The following is a 15,652-nucleotide window of genomic DNA, read 5'->3' on the forward strand; positions in this document are numbered from 1 at the left end:
TGGCTGTCAAAATACGTATATTGCCTTGCTTTTTTAAAGAAGATAAATAGATAAAATATTAGAATGGCAGAAGGAGAAAAATTGATTCCTATTAACATTGAAGACGAAATGAAGTCTGCCTACATTGATTATTCAATGTCGGTCATTGTGTCACGTGCCTTGCCAGATGTCAGGGACGGATTGAAACCTGTTCACAGAAGGGTACTGTATGGTATGCATGAATTGGGCGTTAGGTCAAACAGTGCGCATAAAAAATCAGCTCGTATAGTCGGTGAGGTTTTAGGTAAATATCACCCACACGGCGATACCTCTGTCTACGACACTATGGTGCGTATGGCTCAAGAGTGGAGTTTGCGTTATATGTTGGTCGATGGCCAAGGTAACTTTGGTTCTATCGATGGGGATAGCCCAGCGGCCATGCGTTATACTGAGGCCAGAATGAGGAAGATCGCGGATGATATGTTGATAGATATCGACAAGGATACCGTTGACCATCAGTTGAATTTTGATGATTCCTTGCAGGAACCTAAAGTGTTGCCTACCCGTATTCCCAATTTATTGGTGAACGGTGCTTCCGGTATTGCGGTGGGTATGGCCACGAACATGGCTCCCCATAACCTTTCCGAGGTTATTGATGGAACAATAGCCTATATCGATAACAATGATATTGAAATTGATGAGCTCATTACCCATATTAAAGCACCGGATTTCCCTACGGGAGGTGTTATTTATGGATATGATGGGGTTAAGGAAGCTTTCCATACCGGACGGGGAAGGGTGAAAATCCGGGCCAAGGCCAGAATAGAGGAAGTTCAAGGACGTGAGTGTATTATCGTCACTGAAATACCTTACCAAGTCAATAAGGCGGATATGATCAAGAAGACCGCTGATTTGGTTAACGATAAGAAAATAGAGGGTATTTCTACCATTCGTGATGAATCGGATAGGAACGGTATGCGTATTGTATACATACTTAAAAGGGATGCAATACCCAATATCGTATTGAATACCTTATATAAGTATACACCGCTTCAATCCTCATTCAGTGTGAACAACATTGCTTTGGTGAACGGTAGGCCACAAATGCTTAATGTTAAGGAAATGATCCACTATTTCGTGGAACACAGACATGAAGTTGTGGTCAGAAGGACCAAATTTGAGCTTAAAAAAGCGGAAGATAGGGCACACATCCTTGAAGGATTGATCATAGCTTCTGATAATATCGATGAAGTAATCTCGATTATTAGGGCATCTTCCAACGCCGATGAGGCCAGGGAGAACTTGATGGAACGATTTAAGTTGTCCGAGGTTCAGGCCAAGGCGATTGTGGAAATGAGGCTTCGTCAGCTTACCGGTCTGGAACAGGATAAGTTACGGTCAGAATATGATGAGGTCATCAAGACCATTGAGGATCTTAAGGATATCCTGGAGCGTAAGGAGCGCAGAATGCAGATTATTAAGGATGAGTTGATCGAGGTCAAAGGAAAATACGGTGACGAAAGACGTTCTGTAATAAACTTTGCAGGTGGCGATTTGAGTATCGAGGATATGATTCCCGATGAGCAAGTGGTCATTACCATTTCACATGCTGGTTATATCAAAAGGACACCATTATCAGAATATAAGACCCAGAATAGGGGAGGTGTTGGCCAAAAAGCATCATCGACGCGAAATGAGGATTTTCTGGAACATCTATTTGTGGGGACCAACCACCAATATATGCTGTTCTTTACCCAAAAAGGAAAATGTTTCTGGATGCGTGTTTACGAAATACCTGAAGGTAGTAGAACATCCAAAGGAAGGGCAATACAAAACTTGATCAATATAGAGCAAGATGATAAGGTCAAGGCCTTTATCTGTACACAAGACCTCAAGGATGAGGAATATGTGAATAGTCACTATGTAATCATGGCCACCAAGAAAGGTACCGTGAAAAAGACTTCCTTGGAACAATACTCTAGACCACGGCAGAATGGTATCAATGCCATTAGTATTAAAGAGGATGACGAGTTATTGGAAGCTAAATTGACAACAGGTACCAGTCAGATATTCCTTGGATTGAAATCAGGGAAAGCCATAAGGTTTGAGGAAGGAAAGACAAGACCTATGGGACGTAATGCTTCTGGGGTTAGGGGTATTCGCTTAGCCGATGAAAAAGATGAGGTCATAGGAATGGTTTCGGTCCATGATTTGGATGAGGAGATTCTTGTGGTTTCCGAGAATGGATATGGTAAGCGTTCCAGTATTGAGGATTATAGGATCACGAATCGGGGAGGTAAGGGTGTTAAGACGATATCCATTACCGAAAAGACCGGTGGACTTGTAGCCATTAAGAATGTTTCCGATTCCGATGATTTGATGATCATCAATAAATCAGGTATCGCCATACGTATGAGCGTTGAGGATTTACGTGTTATGGGTAGGGCTACCCAGGGTGTTAGGTTGATCAATATCAAAGGCAACGACAGTATTGCCGCGGTGGCAAAAGTGATGAAGGATGATGAGGCCGTGGAAGAAGTCGATATAATGGATATAGAGGTCAAATCCGAAGATGGCACGGCTATTGATAATGATAGTCCAGAAGGGGCAAATGATGGTCCTGAAGCGACAAATGATAGTCCTGATGAAACAAAAGAGTAATCAATAAACACTAATATTTTAATTAAATCGAAATGAAGACCAAAATTTTTATACTTGCGGCCATGTCCTTTTCAATGGTGGGATTTGCGCAAAAAACAGAAATCAAAGCCGCAGAAAAAGCCCTCAAAGGGGGAGATGCGGCCAGTGCCAAATCATCTCTTGAGGCTGCAGCCGGCTCGATTTCCGGAGCAGACGCAAAATTGCAGGCCCAATACTATTATTTACGCGGTAAAGTCTATACCGACCTAGCAAAAAAAGGTGATGATACAGCTTTTGAAACAGCGATTTCCTCCTTTCAAAAAGCCGATGAGGTAGAAAAGAGCAGTGGCAAAGTCAAATATGGTAAATTGATTACCCAGGAATTATCTGCCCTTGCGGGTGAAATGGTGAATTCTGCCGTTGAGGATAATAAGGATAAAAAGTTTAAGGAAGCAGGGGAAAAGCTGTACATGAGCTACAAACTTAGCCCTAGGGATACCATTTACCTTTATTATGCGGCGAGTAGTGCTGTAAATGGAGGTAATTATGAGCAAGCCTTAACCTATTATAACGAACTTAAGGAAGTTGGTTACGATGGTGGTGGCATTGAGTATAAAGCTACCAACGTTGCTACAGGTGAACAAGAGGTTATGGATAAGGTTCAGAGAGACTTGATGGTAAAGTCAGGTACCTATAAAGATCCTGTAGATGAAAAAGCCCCTTCCAAAAAAGCGGAAATCGTAAAAAACATGGCTTTGATCTATACCCAATTAGGTCAAGATGATAAGGCATTGAATGCCTATAAAGAAGCCCGTGCCAGCAATCCAAAGGATGTTAACCTTATTTTGAATGAAGCCAATTTACATTATAAATTGGGTGATAAAGAAAAATTCAAAGCCCTAATGGCGGAAGCAGCGACCGTTGCTCCTGATAATCCAGATTTGCATTATAACATCGGTGTAATCAATATGGAGCAGGGAAATCTTGAAGAAGCAAGGGAAGCCTATAGAAGGGCCCTTGAAATCAATCCTGGATATACCAATGCGCAATTGAATTTATCAACCACTTATGTGAATGAGGGAAATGGTTTGATCGATGAGATGAATGCCTTGGGTAACTCTAGGGCCGATATAGCCCGTTACGACGAGTTGAAACAACAGAAGGATGATTTGTTCCAGGAAGGCGCCAATGTTCTGGAAGAGGCCTTAAAAACAAACCCAGACAACCAAGGTATCCTAACACAATTGAAGAATATCTACGGAGCTATGGGAGACAATGAAAATTTCATGAGATTGAAAAAACTTTTGGGAGAATAACAAAATCCTTGATAATAGGAAAAAGTCCTGGCAAAATTGTCAGGACTTTTTTTATATGATCTTTTTGATAACCCTCAGTTGATGGGTGTAGGTTTTGGTGTCATAATTGAAAATCCCCGTATGGTCCAATCGATCTATACGAACCTTTCCATGCACATGAATGATGTAATTGTTTTCCATAATGATGCCTACATGGTCAATGACACCTTCATTATTGTCGAAAAAGGCCAAATCCCCAGCCTCACTCTCTTCGATAAAACTTAAGGCAGAGCCTTGGGTAGCCTGCGCTGTAGCATTCCTAAGCAAATGATAGCCATTGATTTTATAGACCATTTGGGTAAAACCAGCGGCATCTATTCCGAATGGCGTTTTTCCGCCCCATAAATAAGGGGTGTTCAAATATTGAAGGGCCGTATTGATTAGGTTCGGTTTTTCCTGTTTGGATGTAATTAAGGCACCTTCGTGAATGTGGTTCCACTTTTGTTGAAATACAGAACCAAGGACAATCGGCAATAGATTGTTCTTGTCCATTTCGATATAAGAAACCAGGTCAATCGTAAAATGTGGGGATTTGTCCCTGGTTAATTCGTCGTATAGGGTTTCTTCAATGAAGGTAAGTTGCAGGTTTTGAATCCATCCTTCACATTTGTCAAAAGCAGTACGTATCCTACTCCAATGTTTCCGTTGTTCAAGAACCTTGTAATGTTCCCCATACAACAATTGGGATACCATCTCCGCTGTTTCTTCTGCACTGGATCGAATAGGAACAATGCTCAAATGACAAATACCGTACTGCATAGGATTTAATTGCGGTAATAAGTTAGTTTCGCTCTAGAATCATGGCCGAAGCCCCGCCACCTCCATTGCAAATAGCGGCAGCACCGATTTTGGCATTGTTTTGTTCCAATATGTTTAATAGGGTTATCAATATCCGTGCTCCGGAACATCCTAACGGATGGCCCAAAGAGACAGCACCACCATTGATGTTTACATTTGAATCGTCTAATCCCAATAGCTTCATATTGGCTAAACCTACTACCGAGAAGGCTTCATTGAATTCAAAATAATCAACGTCATCCAAACCGATTCCCGCTTTGTCCAAAGCTTTTGGTAAGGCTTTTGCCGGGGAAGTGGTAAACCATTCCGGTGCTTGTGCAGCATCGGCATAACTTTTAATGGTCGCTAAGGGAGTCAGATTCAATTCCTTGGCCTTTTCCAAACTCATGACCACTATAGCTGCCGCACCATCATTGATGGTTGAGGCATTGGCTGCGGTTACCGTCCCATCTTTTGTAAATGCAGGACGAAGCGCAGGTATTTTTTCGATTTTTACGTTCTTGAATTCCTCATCTTCGGAAACAATAATCGGTTCCCCTCTTCTTTGGGGTACTTCCACAGGTATGACTTCCTTGGCGAATTTACCCGATTTCCATGCCTCCGCAGAACGTTGGTACGACTTAATGGCGAAGTTGTCCTGGTCTTCCCTTGTGAATTTGTATTCCGTGGCGCAGGCATCGGCACATACACCCATGGCATTTTGGTCATAGGCATCGACAAGACCATCTTTTTGCATGCCATCGATAAACGTGGTCGGACCAAATTTTACACCTGTTCTAAGGTGTGCGTAGTGCGGAATAAGACTCATGTTTTCCATACCTCCCGCTACGGCAATCGATATATCGCCTATGGCGATGGCTTGGGCAGCCAGCATTACCGATTTCATTCCTGAGGCACAGACTTTGTTTACGGTTGTGCATGGTACCGTATTGGGGATACCTGCGAATATTGCTGCCTGCCGGGCAGGTGCCTGGCCTGTACCGGCCTGTACAACATTGCCCATAAAAACCTCATCGACTTGTTTGGGGTCTAACGTGATTCTTTCCAAGGCGCCCTTAATAGCAATGGCACCTAATCTGGGTGCGGGTATTGTGGATAGGCCACCCATAAAACTTCCGATAGGTGTTCTAACTGCGGAAACTATGACAACATCATGCATAAACATAAGTTTTTATTGTTGCGAATTTAATAAATTAAAGTGCAATCAATATCCATGTTGTGGCAAAAGCTCTATTATATTTTCTATTTTTGAGGTTAGATACGAACTATATACCCGATTGTTGGACAGACTATACAAAAACCAATCCGTCATTTATAAATACTTCCTTTACGTTGTATCTATTTTTTGTATTGTCTTCTTTTTCCCCAAGGGAGGTAAATTCAAATATGAGTTTCAAAAAGGTAAACCTTGGCAATATGAGAATTTATATGCCCCTTTCGATTTTTCGGTAAAGAAAACCCAAGAGGAGATTGACTCGGAAAAGCAAAAGGTCATAGATGGACAGGTGCATTATTATCGTTACGATGAGGCAACTGCCAAATCGGTATATGAAGAATACGATACTGCCTTTAAAAAGACCTTTAGGTCCGAGGAACATAATCTTGCGGAATTATCACTGTTGAGAAAAGTAGGGGAGAGCATTCTAGACGTTGTCTATGAAAACGGAATTCTTCAAAAAACAAATTCCCAAGAAAAAGGGAAACAGGTTTATCTTATTAAAAAGAATGAGGCCAATCAAATCAAATTCGATGGTTTATATCGGATCAGTGATGTTGAGGAGGTCATGGACAGTGTTTTGAGGGCAAGACAATTAAGGCGTTTTTCCAATGCGTATCAGTCGCTTTTCTTTAATTTGATAAAGCCCAATGTGACCTATGATGAAGAGTTGTCGCAAAAGGCATTGGACGATGAACTTTCAAAAATATCCTTGACCAGGGGGGCCATTGATGAGGGCAAACTGATTATCGCCAAGGGGGAAGTTGTTGAATCCGATAATTATATCATTCTGGAGTCCTTGAAAGGTGAGTTTGAGTCCGAACTTTGGGCTTCCAACAACTACTATTTTATCCTAGGTGGATACACCGTGCTTGTGGCATTGGTGTTGATGATGCTTTTCCTATTTCTAAAAAAATACAGACGGGATATTTATGAAAATGGGACAAAGGTCACCTTTATATTCATCAATATACTGCTTATGGTATTTGTGACCACACTGGTGGTAAAATACAACGAAGCTTATGTTTTTGTGGTGCCCTTATGTATTCTTCCCTTAATTCTTAAAACGTTTTTTGATGCAAGGCTAGGATTGTTTGTCCATGTACTCACCGTGCTTATTTTGGGTTTTGTGGTGCCCAATAGTTTTGAGTACATCTTTATTCAGATTATTGTGGGCATAGTAACCATTCTTACAGTGTCTGAGCTTTATAAGAGGGCGAATCTCTTTATTTCGGTAGGGCAGATCACCTTGATTTATATTGCAGGGTATTTGGCGTTCCATATTATCCACGAGGGTAATTTTGATAATATCATCTGGTTGACCTTGGGCTTGTTTCTCTTGAACGGAATGATTACGTTGTTCGTACAGCCATTGATTTATATTTATGAGAAGATATTTGGATTGGTTTCGGATGTATCCTTGTTGGAACTGTCCGATACTAATTCTAAACTGTTGAAAGAGCTCTCCAACAAGGCGCCCGGGACCTTTAACCATTCCTTGCAAGTAGCGAATTTGGCCGAAGCGGCAGCCAATGAGATAGGTGCGAATGCCATGTTGGTGCGTGTGGGGGCCTTATATCATGACATAGGTAAATTGGGTAACCCTACCTATTTTACGGAGAACCAAATTACCAACGCAAATCCACATGATGATTTAGAGCCAAGGGATAGTGCCCGGATTATCATTAACCATGTGATCGAAGGAATTGAAATAGCCAGAAAGAACAATTTACCCGATAGGGTCATAGATTTCATACGTTCGCACCACGGTACCACCTTGGTGTATTATTTTTATTCCAAACAAAAGGAATTTAGCGATGAGGTGAAGGAAGGGGATTTCAGGTATCCTGGGCCAATACCTTTTTCAAAGGAAACGGCAATCCTGATGATGGCAGACTCTGTGGAAGCGGCATCCAAAAGTCTAAAGAACCCTACGTTTAAAGTTTTGGATGAATTTGTAGATAAGATTATCGGAGGCCAAATGGCGGCGAATCAATTCTTGAATGCGGACATCACATTTAGGGAGATCGAAACGATTAAAAAAATCTTTAAACATAGGTTGACCAATATCTATCATTTAAGGGTAGAATACCCAGAATAAGGCATTTATGAAATTCATAAAAAAAAAGTACCAAAATAGTTGCTTTTTAGTATTGGAAAAATGTACATTTGCAACCGCTTTACAGCAAAGTTCATTAAAATATATTCAGGAGAGGTGCCGGAGTGGTAACGGAGCAGATTGCTAATCTGTCGACGCGCAAGTGTCGCATGGGTTCGAGTCCCATTCTCTCCGCAATTTTTTTGAAAAGATAACCATATCGGGGTGTAGCGTAGCCCGGTTATCGCGCCGCGTTTGGGACGCGGAGGTCGCAGGTTCGAATCCTGCCACCCCGACAATTTAACATATCAATTGTTACTAAAAACCTGTTAATCGTATGATTATCAGGTTTTTTCGTTTTTTAAGGAATCAAATGAAATGATTTAATCCGTCAACAAAAGTCAACAAATCGGATAACAAAACGGATTTAACATTTGTGTTGACCTAATTGTTAAAATCGCCTTTTCGGTTCGGTAATAAAATGTATCTTTATAAGTGATTTGGCTTTCGTCTGATAACAAAACAGTTGTTAACTAAAAGACGAAACAAATGAAAACATCCTCAACCTTCAGTATTTTGTTCTGGGCGGACTTCGCTAGGGCAAATGACAATCAAGCATCACTCTATGCTAGAATAACCGTAAACGGAAAACGATCTACCATCAGTCTAAAACGAAAGGTTTTAATCTCTGATTGGGATGCCCATCGAAATAGAGCTCGTGGGAACAGTCAAAAATCCAGGGTACTCAACAGCTATTTGGATGAATCCTATACTTTTCTATTCGAGTGCTATCGGGAATTAAAAGCAGAACGAAAATTGATTACGGCACAAGCTGTCAAAGCGAGGTACTTTGGTGAAGATGATGATAACCGTTCCATTATGGATATTGTCAACTACCACAATGAGGATATGGAAGGCAAGCTGAAATGGGGTACCCAGAAGAACTACTTTACCACACAACGTTATATTTCCAAATTTCTTCAAAAAACATATAGGACTAGCGATAAGTATTTACAGGAACTCGATTATGACTTCATTATAAAGTTCGAGAAGTATTTACGGAACTATATTCCGGAGGACCATCAAAAACCGATGGGCAACAATACCGTGATGAAGCACATTGAACGATTTAGGAAACTGATTAACTTATCACATAAGTTGGGGTGGATAGAGCGTGACCCATTTATCAATTTCAGATCAAAATTCATAAAAAAGGAACGTGGCTTTTTAAGTTTGGATGAACTTCTGGAAATCGAAAACAAGCAACTGAACATTGCGAGACTACGACAGGTAAGGGATTTGTTCGTTTTTAGTTGTTATACAAGTTTAAGTTATATCGATGTTATCCATTTGAGCGAGGATAATATCCGTACCGGTATTGATGGTGAACTATGGATTTATTACAGACGTGAAAAAACGACCAAACCCATACGCATACCGTTATTGCCAAAGGCTTTGGCTATTATCGAAAGTTACAAGGGTAATCAGAAAGCCGTTTCCCAGGGTAGGTTGTTCCCTAAAATATCCAACCAAAGGCTCAATTCCTATTTGAAGGAAATTGCCGATGTCTGCGGCATTAAAAAGAACTTAACGTTCCATATAGCTAGGCACACATTTGCTACTACCGTTACTTTGAGCAATGGAATGCCAATTGAAACGGTTTCAAAATTGTTGGGCCATTCTAAAATATCGACCACCCAGATTTATGCCAAGGTCATTGAACGAAAGGTAAGTGACGATATGCAAAGGTTGAGAACCCACTTCAATCAATTGGAAAGTGAGCCAACCTCCAAAACCCATCACAATGTATAACCTATTTTAAAGGGCAAACAATGGAACTATCTATAATAAAAACCAAAACCCATAATTTTCAGAGGGAAAAATGATGTCGGAGTTAAGCAAGCAATACCAAAGCTTGAAATGAAAGGTCTTATTTTAGTAGGGACAATTTTGGGGAGGCCTTTTAGGGTAATAATCCCATTGGAATAGTTTTTCACCTTTGGGTCTAGGAGGCTTTTCAATATGGTGTCATAAAGTAATTTCAGCCCGGTGGGATTGTCTGTAAGTTTTACAAATTCTGGATAAGAATCCAATTTATCAATCAGGGAATCCCTATGTGAAAACCAAATATATTTTTTTTGAGCCCACTCAAGGTGTTCTCATTGGGAATTCCCATTTTTATGGTCGATTCATGGTCCTGATTAAGTATGTTATACCTAACTGCAAAAACCACAATGTCGCTAATTTGCAACAAAAATTGTATATTTGTCGTAAAAGAGCAACATTATGAACTCTAAGAAAGCTATACTACTTCCGAAATATCAAAAGTTTTTTGATCAAATAGGTGAAAATATCAAACTGGCACGAAAGAGAAGAAAGCTAACGACTGAGCAGGTATCAGAACGTGCGGGCATTCACAGAGCTACCCTTTACCGTATAGAAAAAGGCGACCCGGGGGTGGCCATTGGGTTATATTTTAATGTGCTCAGGGTAATGAATCTTCAGGATGATTTTTTGAAGTTGGCTAATGACGATGCATTCGGAAGAAAATTACAAGACTTAGATTTATTGTAAATGATGGCAGAGGGGAAATTTGACATATATGTTTTCGCAGACTGGGCAGGCTTGGAAAATCCGACCCTCATAGGTACGCTATCCGCTCATTTTGCCAAGGGTAAGAAGGCCTTCAGTTTTGAATATGACAAAAATTGGTTAAAAAATGATGCACAACGGCTTTTGGATCCAGATATCGAATTTTATTCCGGACCACAATATCCTGCCAACAAAGAGAATTTCGGAATTTTCCTTGACAGTATGCCGGACACTTGGGGCAAAACCTTGATGAAGCGTAGGGCAGTACAAGATGCAAGGGCAAATAAAGAAAAACCGAAGATCCTTTATGAGATTGATTATCTACTAGGCGTGTTCGACGAGAGCCGTATGGGAGCCTTGCGTTTTAAAACGGATTTGGATGGGCCTTTTTTAGACAACGATGCCCAAACCCCTACACCACCTTGGTCATCGTTAGGGGATTTGCAGGAAGCAGCTGAACAACTGGAAAGTGATGACCAAAGTGAAACTATCAGGAAATGGATCGCCGTTTTAATTGCACCTGGTTCATCTTTGGGTGGTGCCAGGCCCAAAGCCAATGTTTTCGACACACAAAAGAATTTGTGGATTGCCAAGTTTCCATCGAAAACCGATACCATTGACAAAGCCCTTTGGGAGTTTTTGGCTTATCGATTGGCTATAGCTTCGGGAATAGAAATGGCAGAATCCGAGGTTAAAAAAATTAGTGGGCAATACCATACCTTTCTTACCAAGCGATTCGATAGGGAAAATAATAAACGGATACACTTTGCCTCGGCAATGACAATGACCGGTAATACTGAAGATTCAATTAGAGATATCTCGCCAAGCTACCTTGAAATTGTCGAATTCATAGAAAATTATGGTGCGGAGGTTGAAGCTAATTTGCATCAACTTTGGCGGCGTATCGTATTTAATATAGCAATTTCCAATACAGATGACCACTTACGAAACCACGGATTTATATTAACTGAAAAAGGATGGATTTTATCGCCTGCCTATGATTTAAACCCATCCATCGAAAAGGATGGACTTTCCCTGAATATCGATATGGATGATAATTCCCTGGACTATGATCTGGCAAAAAGCGTGGGCGAATACTTTCGATTGAGCGAAGATGAAATGCAGGCTATTCTGGATGAAGTTCTTTTCGCAGTTCAGGACTGGAAAACCATAGCCAAGGAAATAGGAATAAAAAATACGGAAATAGAATTGATGGCTGGGGCCTTTAGAGTAATATAATAAGGTAATTTGATGAATTTTCGAAAAATGACGCCTTGAATCCTAAAAGTGATTTTTCCTCTAAAGGATTTAAAAAAAAGTTAAATCTGGTAGTATTGAAATGTTTCCATTTTGGAGGGGTATTCAGCAATTTTATAAAAGAAGAGGTTAATCTTAAGCGTTACGGGTTTGGTGTCATAAGAAGCAATGAATTTTACCTAGGCAATCTCGCTATCCGGTTTTTTATTTAAAACCTTGAAATCGGATTCCTTTGAATTTCCATCCGACACAAAATTCTGTGTGTTCATCATTCTGTCAAAACCTTGGGGTGTTTTATGGTATTTTTAAGATGTTGTAATTTTTTGTACAACAAGTTTTGGCAACTATTTGTGCAGTTTCAATAAAGGAAGGTTCTTTCGGTTCCGTTCAGGTGAAAAAACAATGGAAATAAGAAGTGAATTTTTTCATAATATTATTAATTTGGGTTATTGATATACCTACGTGATATATTTAGTTTTAAATTTCGTTCGCCATCCTTCTCGTTTAATTCCAAAATTACCCTATGGTCCTTAGACAATGAAAATTTGGGCATCACATAAACGAATCGCATCATCTTTCCCTTTGCGATTTTGGACGGTAGCTTGTGTATGTATATGGGTTTTTGATACAAAGTTTGTAAAGACTTCTTTTTTCCTTTTTGTCGAGTCTCGATTGAAAGATTCAAGAAACTCAAATCATAATCCAACGTAGAATTATTCTCAAGCTGGATAACGAAGTAGAGTTCTTCTCTATCAAAAACAATATTCTCCACACTCAGGACAATGTCTTCGTTTTGCTTCATAATTCTACCAATACGTTGCTTTCCGTCAAGAAGATATGCGCAGTATTTTTGATAGTAAAAGGTGCTGATACCAATATCCTTTTCAGAAGTTTTAACCAGAACCGAATCAGTTTCAATTGGTTTTTCATTCCCAATATTACTATAAATCGGGATAAAATAATTCAGTTTTGATATCCGCTCCTTATATTTTAAAATATAGGAGAAAACCGAACCATCTTTATTGATGACCAGTAAATTACTTTCCTTTCCTGGCTTTGCCTGTAATAACCCAAAATATTGTTCTTTTTCACGGTTGTATGTGAATACAAAATTAGAGGCTCCTGTGATGCCCTGTCGAATAGGTTCTGGAAAAAATAGCGCTACGTTCTTGGTGTCATTGGCATAAATGGTATCAAGGACTATGTTTGTTTGCGCTTTAGTAAAGGTAGAAATAGACACAATCAATATTAGGATTATTGTTCTCATAATTTTGGTTTTAGAATAAGTTCATAATTGTTCAGTACGGTTACTTTTACTCTTCGGTTAGAACGCCGAAGTACTTGTGTAAGTCCACCCACTTGTGGGACACTAGGAATATTGAAATCGCTGATGACATCATCCAGCACTTCTCTCGTGGCTTCTGCCTGGAAACTATTCTCGACATAAATTCCTTCCTTACCGTCTTGGTAATCGTAAGCCTTCAGTTTTACTGCTTGATGATTTATATGCTCAATGTCTATGATTGTGCGATTGGGCTTAAAGCTGATAAAGCCATAGATAAGTGTGTTTTTGGGTATTCGTTTTCCATATATGGTAGCATCGTTTGTTAATCGCATCTGTAAGCGATAATTAGCTTTCACGGTCTGCGTTCCATCTACGCGCACATAGATGGATTCATCAGTGTTTTTTGTATTCAAAGCTTCATTTGCTATGGGATGGGAAGCAAAAAAGAGTTGATGCTCCAAGGACAGTTCCTTGGAAGTGATTTCCGATTCCTTATCATCAATTTTTACGGTGTCTTTTGCCATTCCCTTTATGGATTGGGTAGTATTGTCTTTTGGGTTGATATTTTCATACGATTTACTTGAATATCGAATTTGACCATGCTGGTAGATGCTGTCGACCACCCTCATCTTTTCCTTGTCCATTAATTGGGCATCATAAACCCCTGTGGAGTCCAACAGTCGTTCATCATAGATACTTGGGGCATTGGTATGCTTAACCTCTTTAAGGTCATTAAGGGCATCTAATTTAGAGTCGTATTCCTTTAGGTTATCCTCCAGTTCCGGTACGGGAATCTGGTTATTGTCTGTAGTAGGTTTCTTATCCTCTCCCCATACCAGCATTGCATAGCCTACTAGAAAAAGTAGAATACAGGCCAGTACCATGGAAAAAACTAATTTGTTCTTTTCTATTTTCATACTGTTGTTTTTTTAATTGCCCATTATGGGCTTTCATCATTTAATTTCTTTAAGGTGTTTTCAAAAAAATCGGTAATCAACAATCCATGGGTATTCTTTGGAAAGTTTCTATCGACGTGAATCAACTTTCCCGTAGTAGTTAATTCATAAGTGTCGGTAACTGTACCCCGGTTGATTTCAAAAATGGTTTTCGTTTCAAATCCGTAGGGTTCATTTTGTATATCTACTTTTGATTCTATAAGCAGTACTTTCTGGACCAGGGAATATTGCAGTAAGCGGTTATAAACACCATCAGCTTTTTTCTGGCGGTACAAAGCATCTACGGAACTATTACCCAACCATAGGGCCTTTTCCAAATTCTTTTCATAATTGCTGGCATCAATGTTATAGAAATACGTGTGGAAAAGTTCTAGATTGGCTAATACCTCAACTTTTAAATTTTCTTGTTGGGACACTAATTTCAAGGGAATTACACTACCGTCTGAATTGACTACAAAGGCATTGTTGGCTGTTTCTTTATATAGTATTATGACCATTAGTACGGAAACGATACATGTAAGGACAGCTCCGATAACTACCGTCAATACGATAAAGCGATTTTGTTTTAAGATGATGTAAATATTTTTATAGGGTGTTTTCATATTCATGTAGGGATATTGTTACTTAATGAGCCTTGGGCATTCAGCCAATAAAGAGTTTAAAAGTGAATGAAATTGCCCGTTTGTACAGTTTGAATTTCAACAGCACGATAAATCCGATGGATCCCAATTGTAAAAGTGGAGCGAATAAATCGCCCCCCCAATCCGTACCAAAAAGATCGCTCCAAAAATTGGTGTTGATTTCGGTATAGAGATTGTTCACGAATACATTGACCAGAAAAAAAGCAGGTACCAACATATAGACCCCTGCATAGAGTTTGAAAAATGTATAGGCCAATGATCTGAATTTTTCAAAGACGGCCAAGCTGATGACCAACGGAAAAAAGGCCTGCATAACGCCCAAAAGGAAAAAGCGTTCCGCTAGAAACAAGGGGTAGATAAACAAATCCAATAACCACAGGATGACCCCAATGATAAAGGAGAGTATCTTCAGGCCATACAAAGGGGTAACGAGGGCCTCATAGAGCATCGCCATCGCTTTTTTTGTTGCTTCTAGGGCACCTACATCCTGTTCGATGTCGATATCCATCATCTGCAAGGGGAGGAGTGCGGGTGCCGTGTCTCGGTATTGACCCTCGATGGCCACGAGCAAGGCATCGAAAACACCCAAAACCTGTGTGGAGAAAATAACCAATAGTACGATTGCAAAGTTCTTGGCAAGCTCCGATGGTGTAAGCCCCCAAGTATAGCCCTCGTTATTGGCAACACCCTCATTATATTTTTTTAGGATATTGATCAAAAAGAACAATACTGCCAGCGTTTTCATGCCGGCAATGGTGTACTGCGAGAAATCACTGTTTTTTATCGTTTGAAAAACGGTGTCCACATATTCCAGTCCTATACCCAAAAGAATCAT

Annotated in this window: 12 protein-coding genes and 2 tRNA genes; 8 read left to right on the forward strand and 6 right to left on the reverse strand. The window is 40.0% G+C overall.

The window, feature by feature from the left end:
* Positions 1 to 63: 63 nt before the first annotated feature.
* Together gyrA and LX92_RS09165 are read left to right on the forward strand one after the other, a co-directional pair.
* Positions 64 to 2,640 (forward strand): DNA gyrase subunit A, encoded by a 2,577-nt coding sequence (gyrA, locus tag LX92_RS09160; protein WP_109649990.1) that lies wholly within the window; start codon positions 64 to 66, stop codon positions 2,638 to 2,640.
* 32 nt (positions 2,641 to 2,672) lie between these two features.
* A complete protein-coding gene (locus LX92_RS09165) occupies positions 2,673 to 3,935 on the forward strand; it encodes a tetratricopeptide repeat protein (RefSeq protein ID WP_109649991.1) in 1,263 nt (420 codons plus the stop codon).
* Between the two features lie 51 nt (positions 3,936 to 3,986).
* Here the strand turns inward: LX92_RS09165 and LX92_RS09170 are convergent, their stop codons facing one another.
* Together LX92_RS09170 and LX92_RS09175 are read right to left on the reverse strand one after the other, a co-directional pair.
* Positions 3,987 to 4,733 carry a C40 family peptidase gene (locus tag LX92_RS09170; protein ID WP_109649992.1) on the reverse strand — a complete coding sequence of 249 codons (747 nt, stop codon included), beginning with the start codon at positions 4,731 to 4,733 and terminating at the stop codon, positions 3,987 to 3,989.
* Between the two features lie 22 nt (positions 4,734 to 4,755).
* Positions 4,756 to 5,931 (reverse strand): acetyl-CoA C-acyltransferase, encoded by a 1,176-nt coding sequence (locus LX92_RS09175; protein WP_109649993.1) that lies wholly within the window; start codon positions 5,929 to 5,931, stop codon positions 4,756 to 4,758.
* A gap of 121 nt (positions 5,932 to 6,052) precedes the next feature.
* Here LX92_RS09175 and LX92_RS09180 point away from each other — a divergent pair, with 121 nt between their 5' ends.
* From LX92_RS09180 to LX92_RS09210, 6 genes are all read left to right on the forward strand, one after another.
* Positions 6,053 to 8,089 carry an HD family phosphohydrolase gene (locus LX92_RS09180; RefSeq protein WP_223308333.1) on the forward strand — a complete coding sequence of 679 codons (2,037 nt, stop codon included), beginning with the start codon at positions 6,053 to 6,055 and terminating at the stop codon, positions 8,087 to 8,089.
* Positions 8,090 to 8,197: 108 nt separating this feature from the next.
* Positions 8,198 to 8,281 (forward strand) — tRNA-Ser (locus LX92_RS09185).
* A 26-nt stretch (positions 8,282 to 8,307) separates the two neighbouring features.
* Positions 8,308 to 8,382, forward strand: a tRNA-Pro gene (locus LX92_RS09190).
* Between the two features lie 253 nt (positions 8,383 to 8,635).
* Complete coding sequence (locus tag LX92_RS09195) at positions 8,636 to 9,898, forward strand: site-specific integrase (RefSeq protein WP_109649995.1); 1,263 nt, start codon at positions 8,636 to 8,638, stop codon at positions 9,896 to 9,898.
* Positions 9,899 to 10,372: 474 nt separating this feature from the next.
* The gene (locus LX92_RS09205; protein WP_109649997.1) at positions 10,373 to 10,660 is read left to right on the forward strand and encodes a helix-turn-helix domain-containing protein; all 288 of its coding nucleotides are present in this window, start codon (positions 10,373 to 10,375) and stop codon (positions 10,658 to 10,660) included.
* Positions 10,661 to 11,917 carry a HipA domain-containing protein gene (locus LX92_RS09210; RefSeq protein WP_317047061.1) on the forward strand — a complete coding sequence of 419 codons (1,257 nt, stop codon included), beginning with the start codon at positions 10,661 to 10,663 and terminating at the stop codon, positions 11,915 to 11,917.
* Positions 11,918 to 12,371: 454 nt separating this feature from the next.
* On the opposite strand, the gene LX92_RS09215 is transcribed toward LX92_RS09210, so the two are convergent.
* From LX92_RS09215 to LX92_RS09230, 4 genes are read right to left on the reverse strand one after another with little or no spacing between them, the layout of a single operon-like run.
* The gene (locus LX92_RS09215; protein WP_109649998.1) at positions 12,372 to 13,202 is read right to left on the reverse strand and encodes a DUF4138 domain-containing protein; all 831 of its coding nucleotides are present in this window, start codon (positions 13,200 to 13,202) and stop codon (positions 12,372 to 12,374) included.
* Positions 13,199 to 14,137: a conjugative transposon protein TraM gene (gene traM / locus LX92_RS09220; RefSeq protein WP_109649999.1), complete on the reverse strand. Its 939-nt coding sequence runs from the start codon at positions 14,135 to 14,137 to the stop codon at positions 13,199 to 13,201. The genes LX92_RS09215 and traM overlap by 4 nt, the downstream gene beginning before the upstream one ends.
* 23 nt (positions 14,138 to 14,160) lie before the next feature.
* Entirely contained in the window at positions 14,161 to 14,778 is a 618-nt protein-coding gene (locus LX92_RS09225) for a conjugal transfer protein TraK (protein ID WP_109650114.1), read from the reverse strand.
* Between the two features lie 40 nt (positions 14,779 to 14,818).
* Positions 14,819 to 15,652 (reverse strand): hypothetical protein, encoded by an 834-nt coding sequence (locus LX92_RS09230; RefSeq protein ID WP_109650000.1) that lies wholly within the window; start codon positions 15,650 to 15,652, stop codon positions 14,819 to 14,821.

Origin of the sequence: Maribacter polysiphoniae, from assembly GCF_003148665.1 — a bacterium.
In the GTDB taxonomy this organism is placed as follows: Bacteria; Bacteroidota; Bacteroidia; order Flavobacteriales; family Flavobacteriaceae; genus Maribacter_A; species Maribacter_A polysiphoniae.

Coding starts and splice junctions, on each gene's coding strand:
- gyrA (WP_109649990.1), top strand. CDS start 64: ATGGCAGAAGGAGAAAAATTGATTCCTATTAACATTGAAGACGAAATG.
- LX92_RS09165 (WP_109649991.1), top strand. CDS start 2,673: ATGAAGACCAAAATTTTTATACTTGCGGCCATGTCCTTTTCAATGGTG.
- LX92_RS09170 (WP_109649992.1), bottom strand. CDS start 4,733: ATGCAGTACGGTATTTGTCATTTGAGCATTGTTCCTATTCGATCCAGT.
- LX92_RS09175 (WP_109649993.1), bottom strand. CDS start 5,931: ATGCATGATGTTGTCATAGTTTCCGCAGTTAGAACACCTATCGGAAGT.
- LX92_RS09195 (WP_109649995.1), top strand. CDS start 8,636: ATGAAAACATCCTCAACCTTCAGTATTTTGTTCTGGGCGGACTTCGCT.
- LX92_RS09205 (WP_109649997.1), top strand. CDS start 10,373: ATGAACTCTAAGAAAGCTATACTACTTCCGAAATATCAAAAGTTTTTT.
- LX92_RS09210 (WP_317047061.1), top strand. CDS start 10,661: ATGATGGCAGAGGGGAAATTTGACATATATGTTTTCGCAGACTGGGCA.
- LX92_RS09215 (WP_109649998.1), bottom strand. CDS start 13,202: ATGAGAACAATAATCCTAATATTGATTGTGTCTATTTCTACCTTTACT.
- traM (WP_109649999.1), bottom strand. CDS start 14,137: ATGAAAATAGAAAAGAACAAATTAGTTTTTTCCATGGTACTGGCCTGT.
- LX92_RS09225 (WP_109650114.1), bottom strand. CDS start 14,778: ATGAAAACACCCTATAAAAATATTTACATCATCTTAAAACAAAATCGC.
- LX92_RS09230 (WP_109650000.1), bottom strand. CDS start 15,652: ATGATTCTTTTGGGTATAGGACTGGAATATGTGGACACCGTTTTTCAA.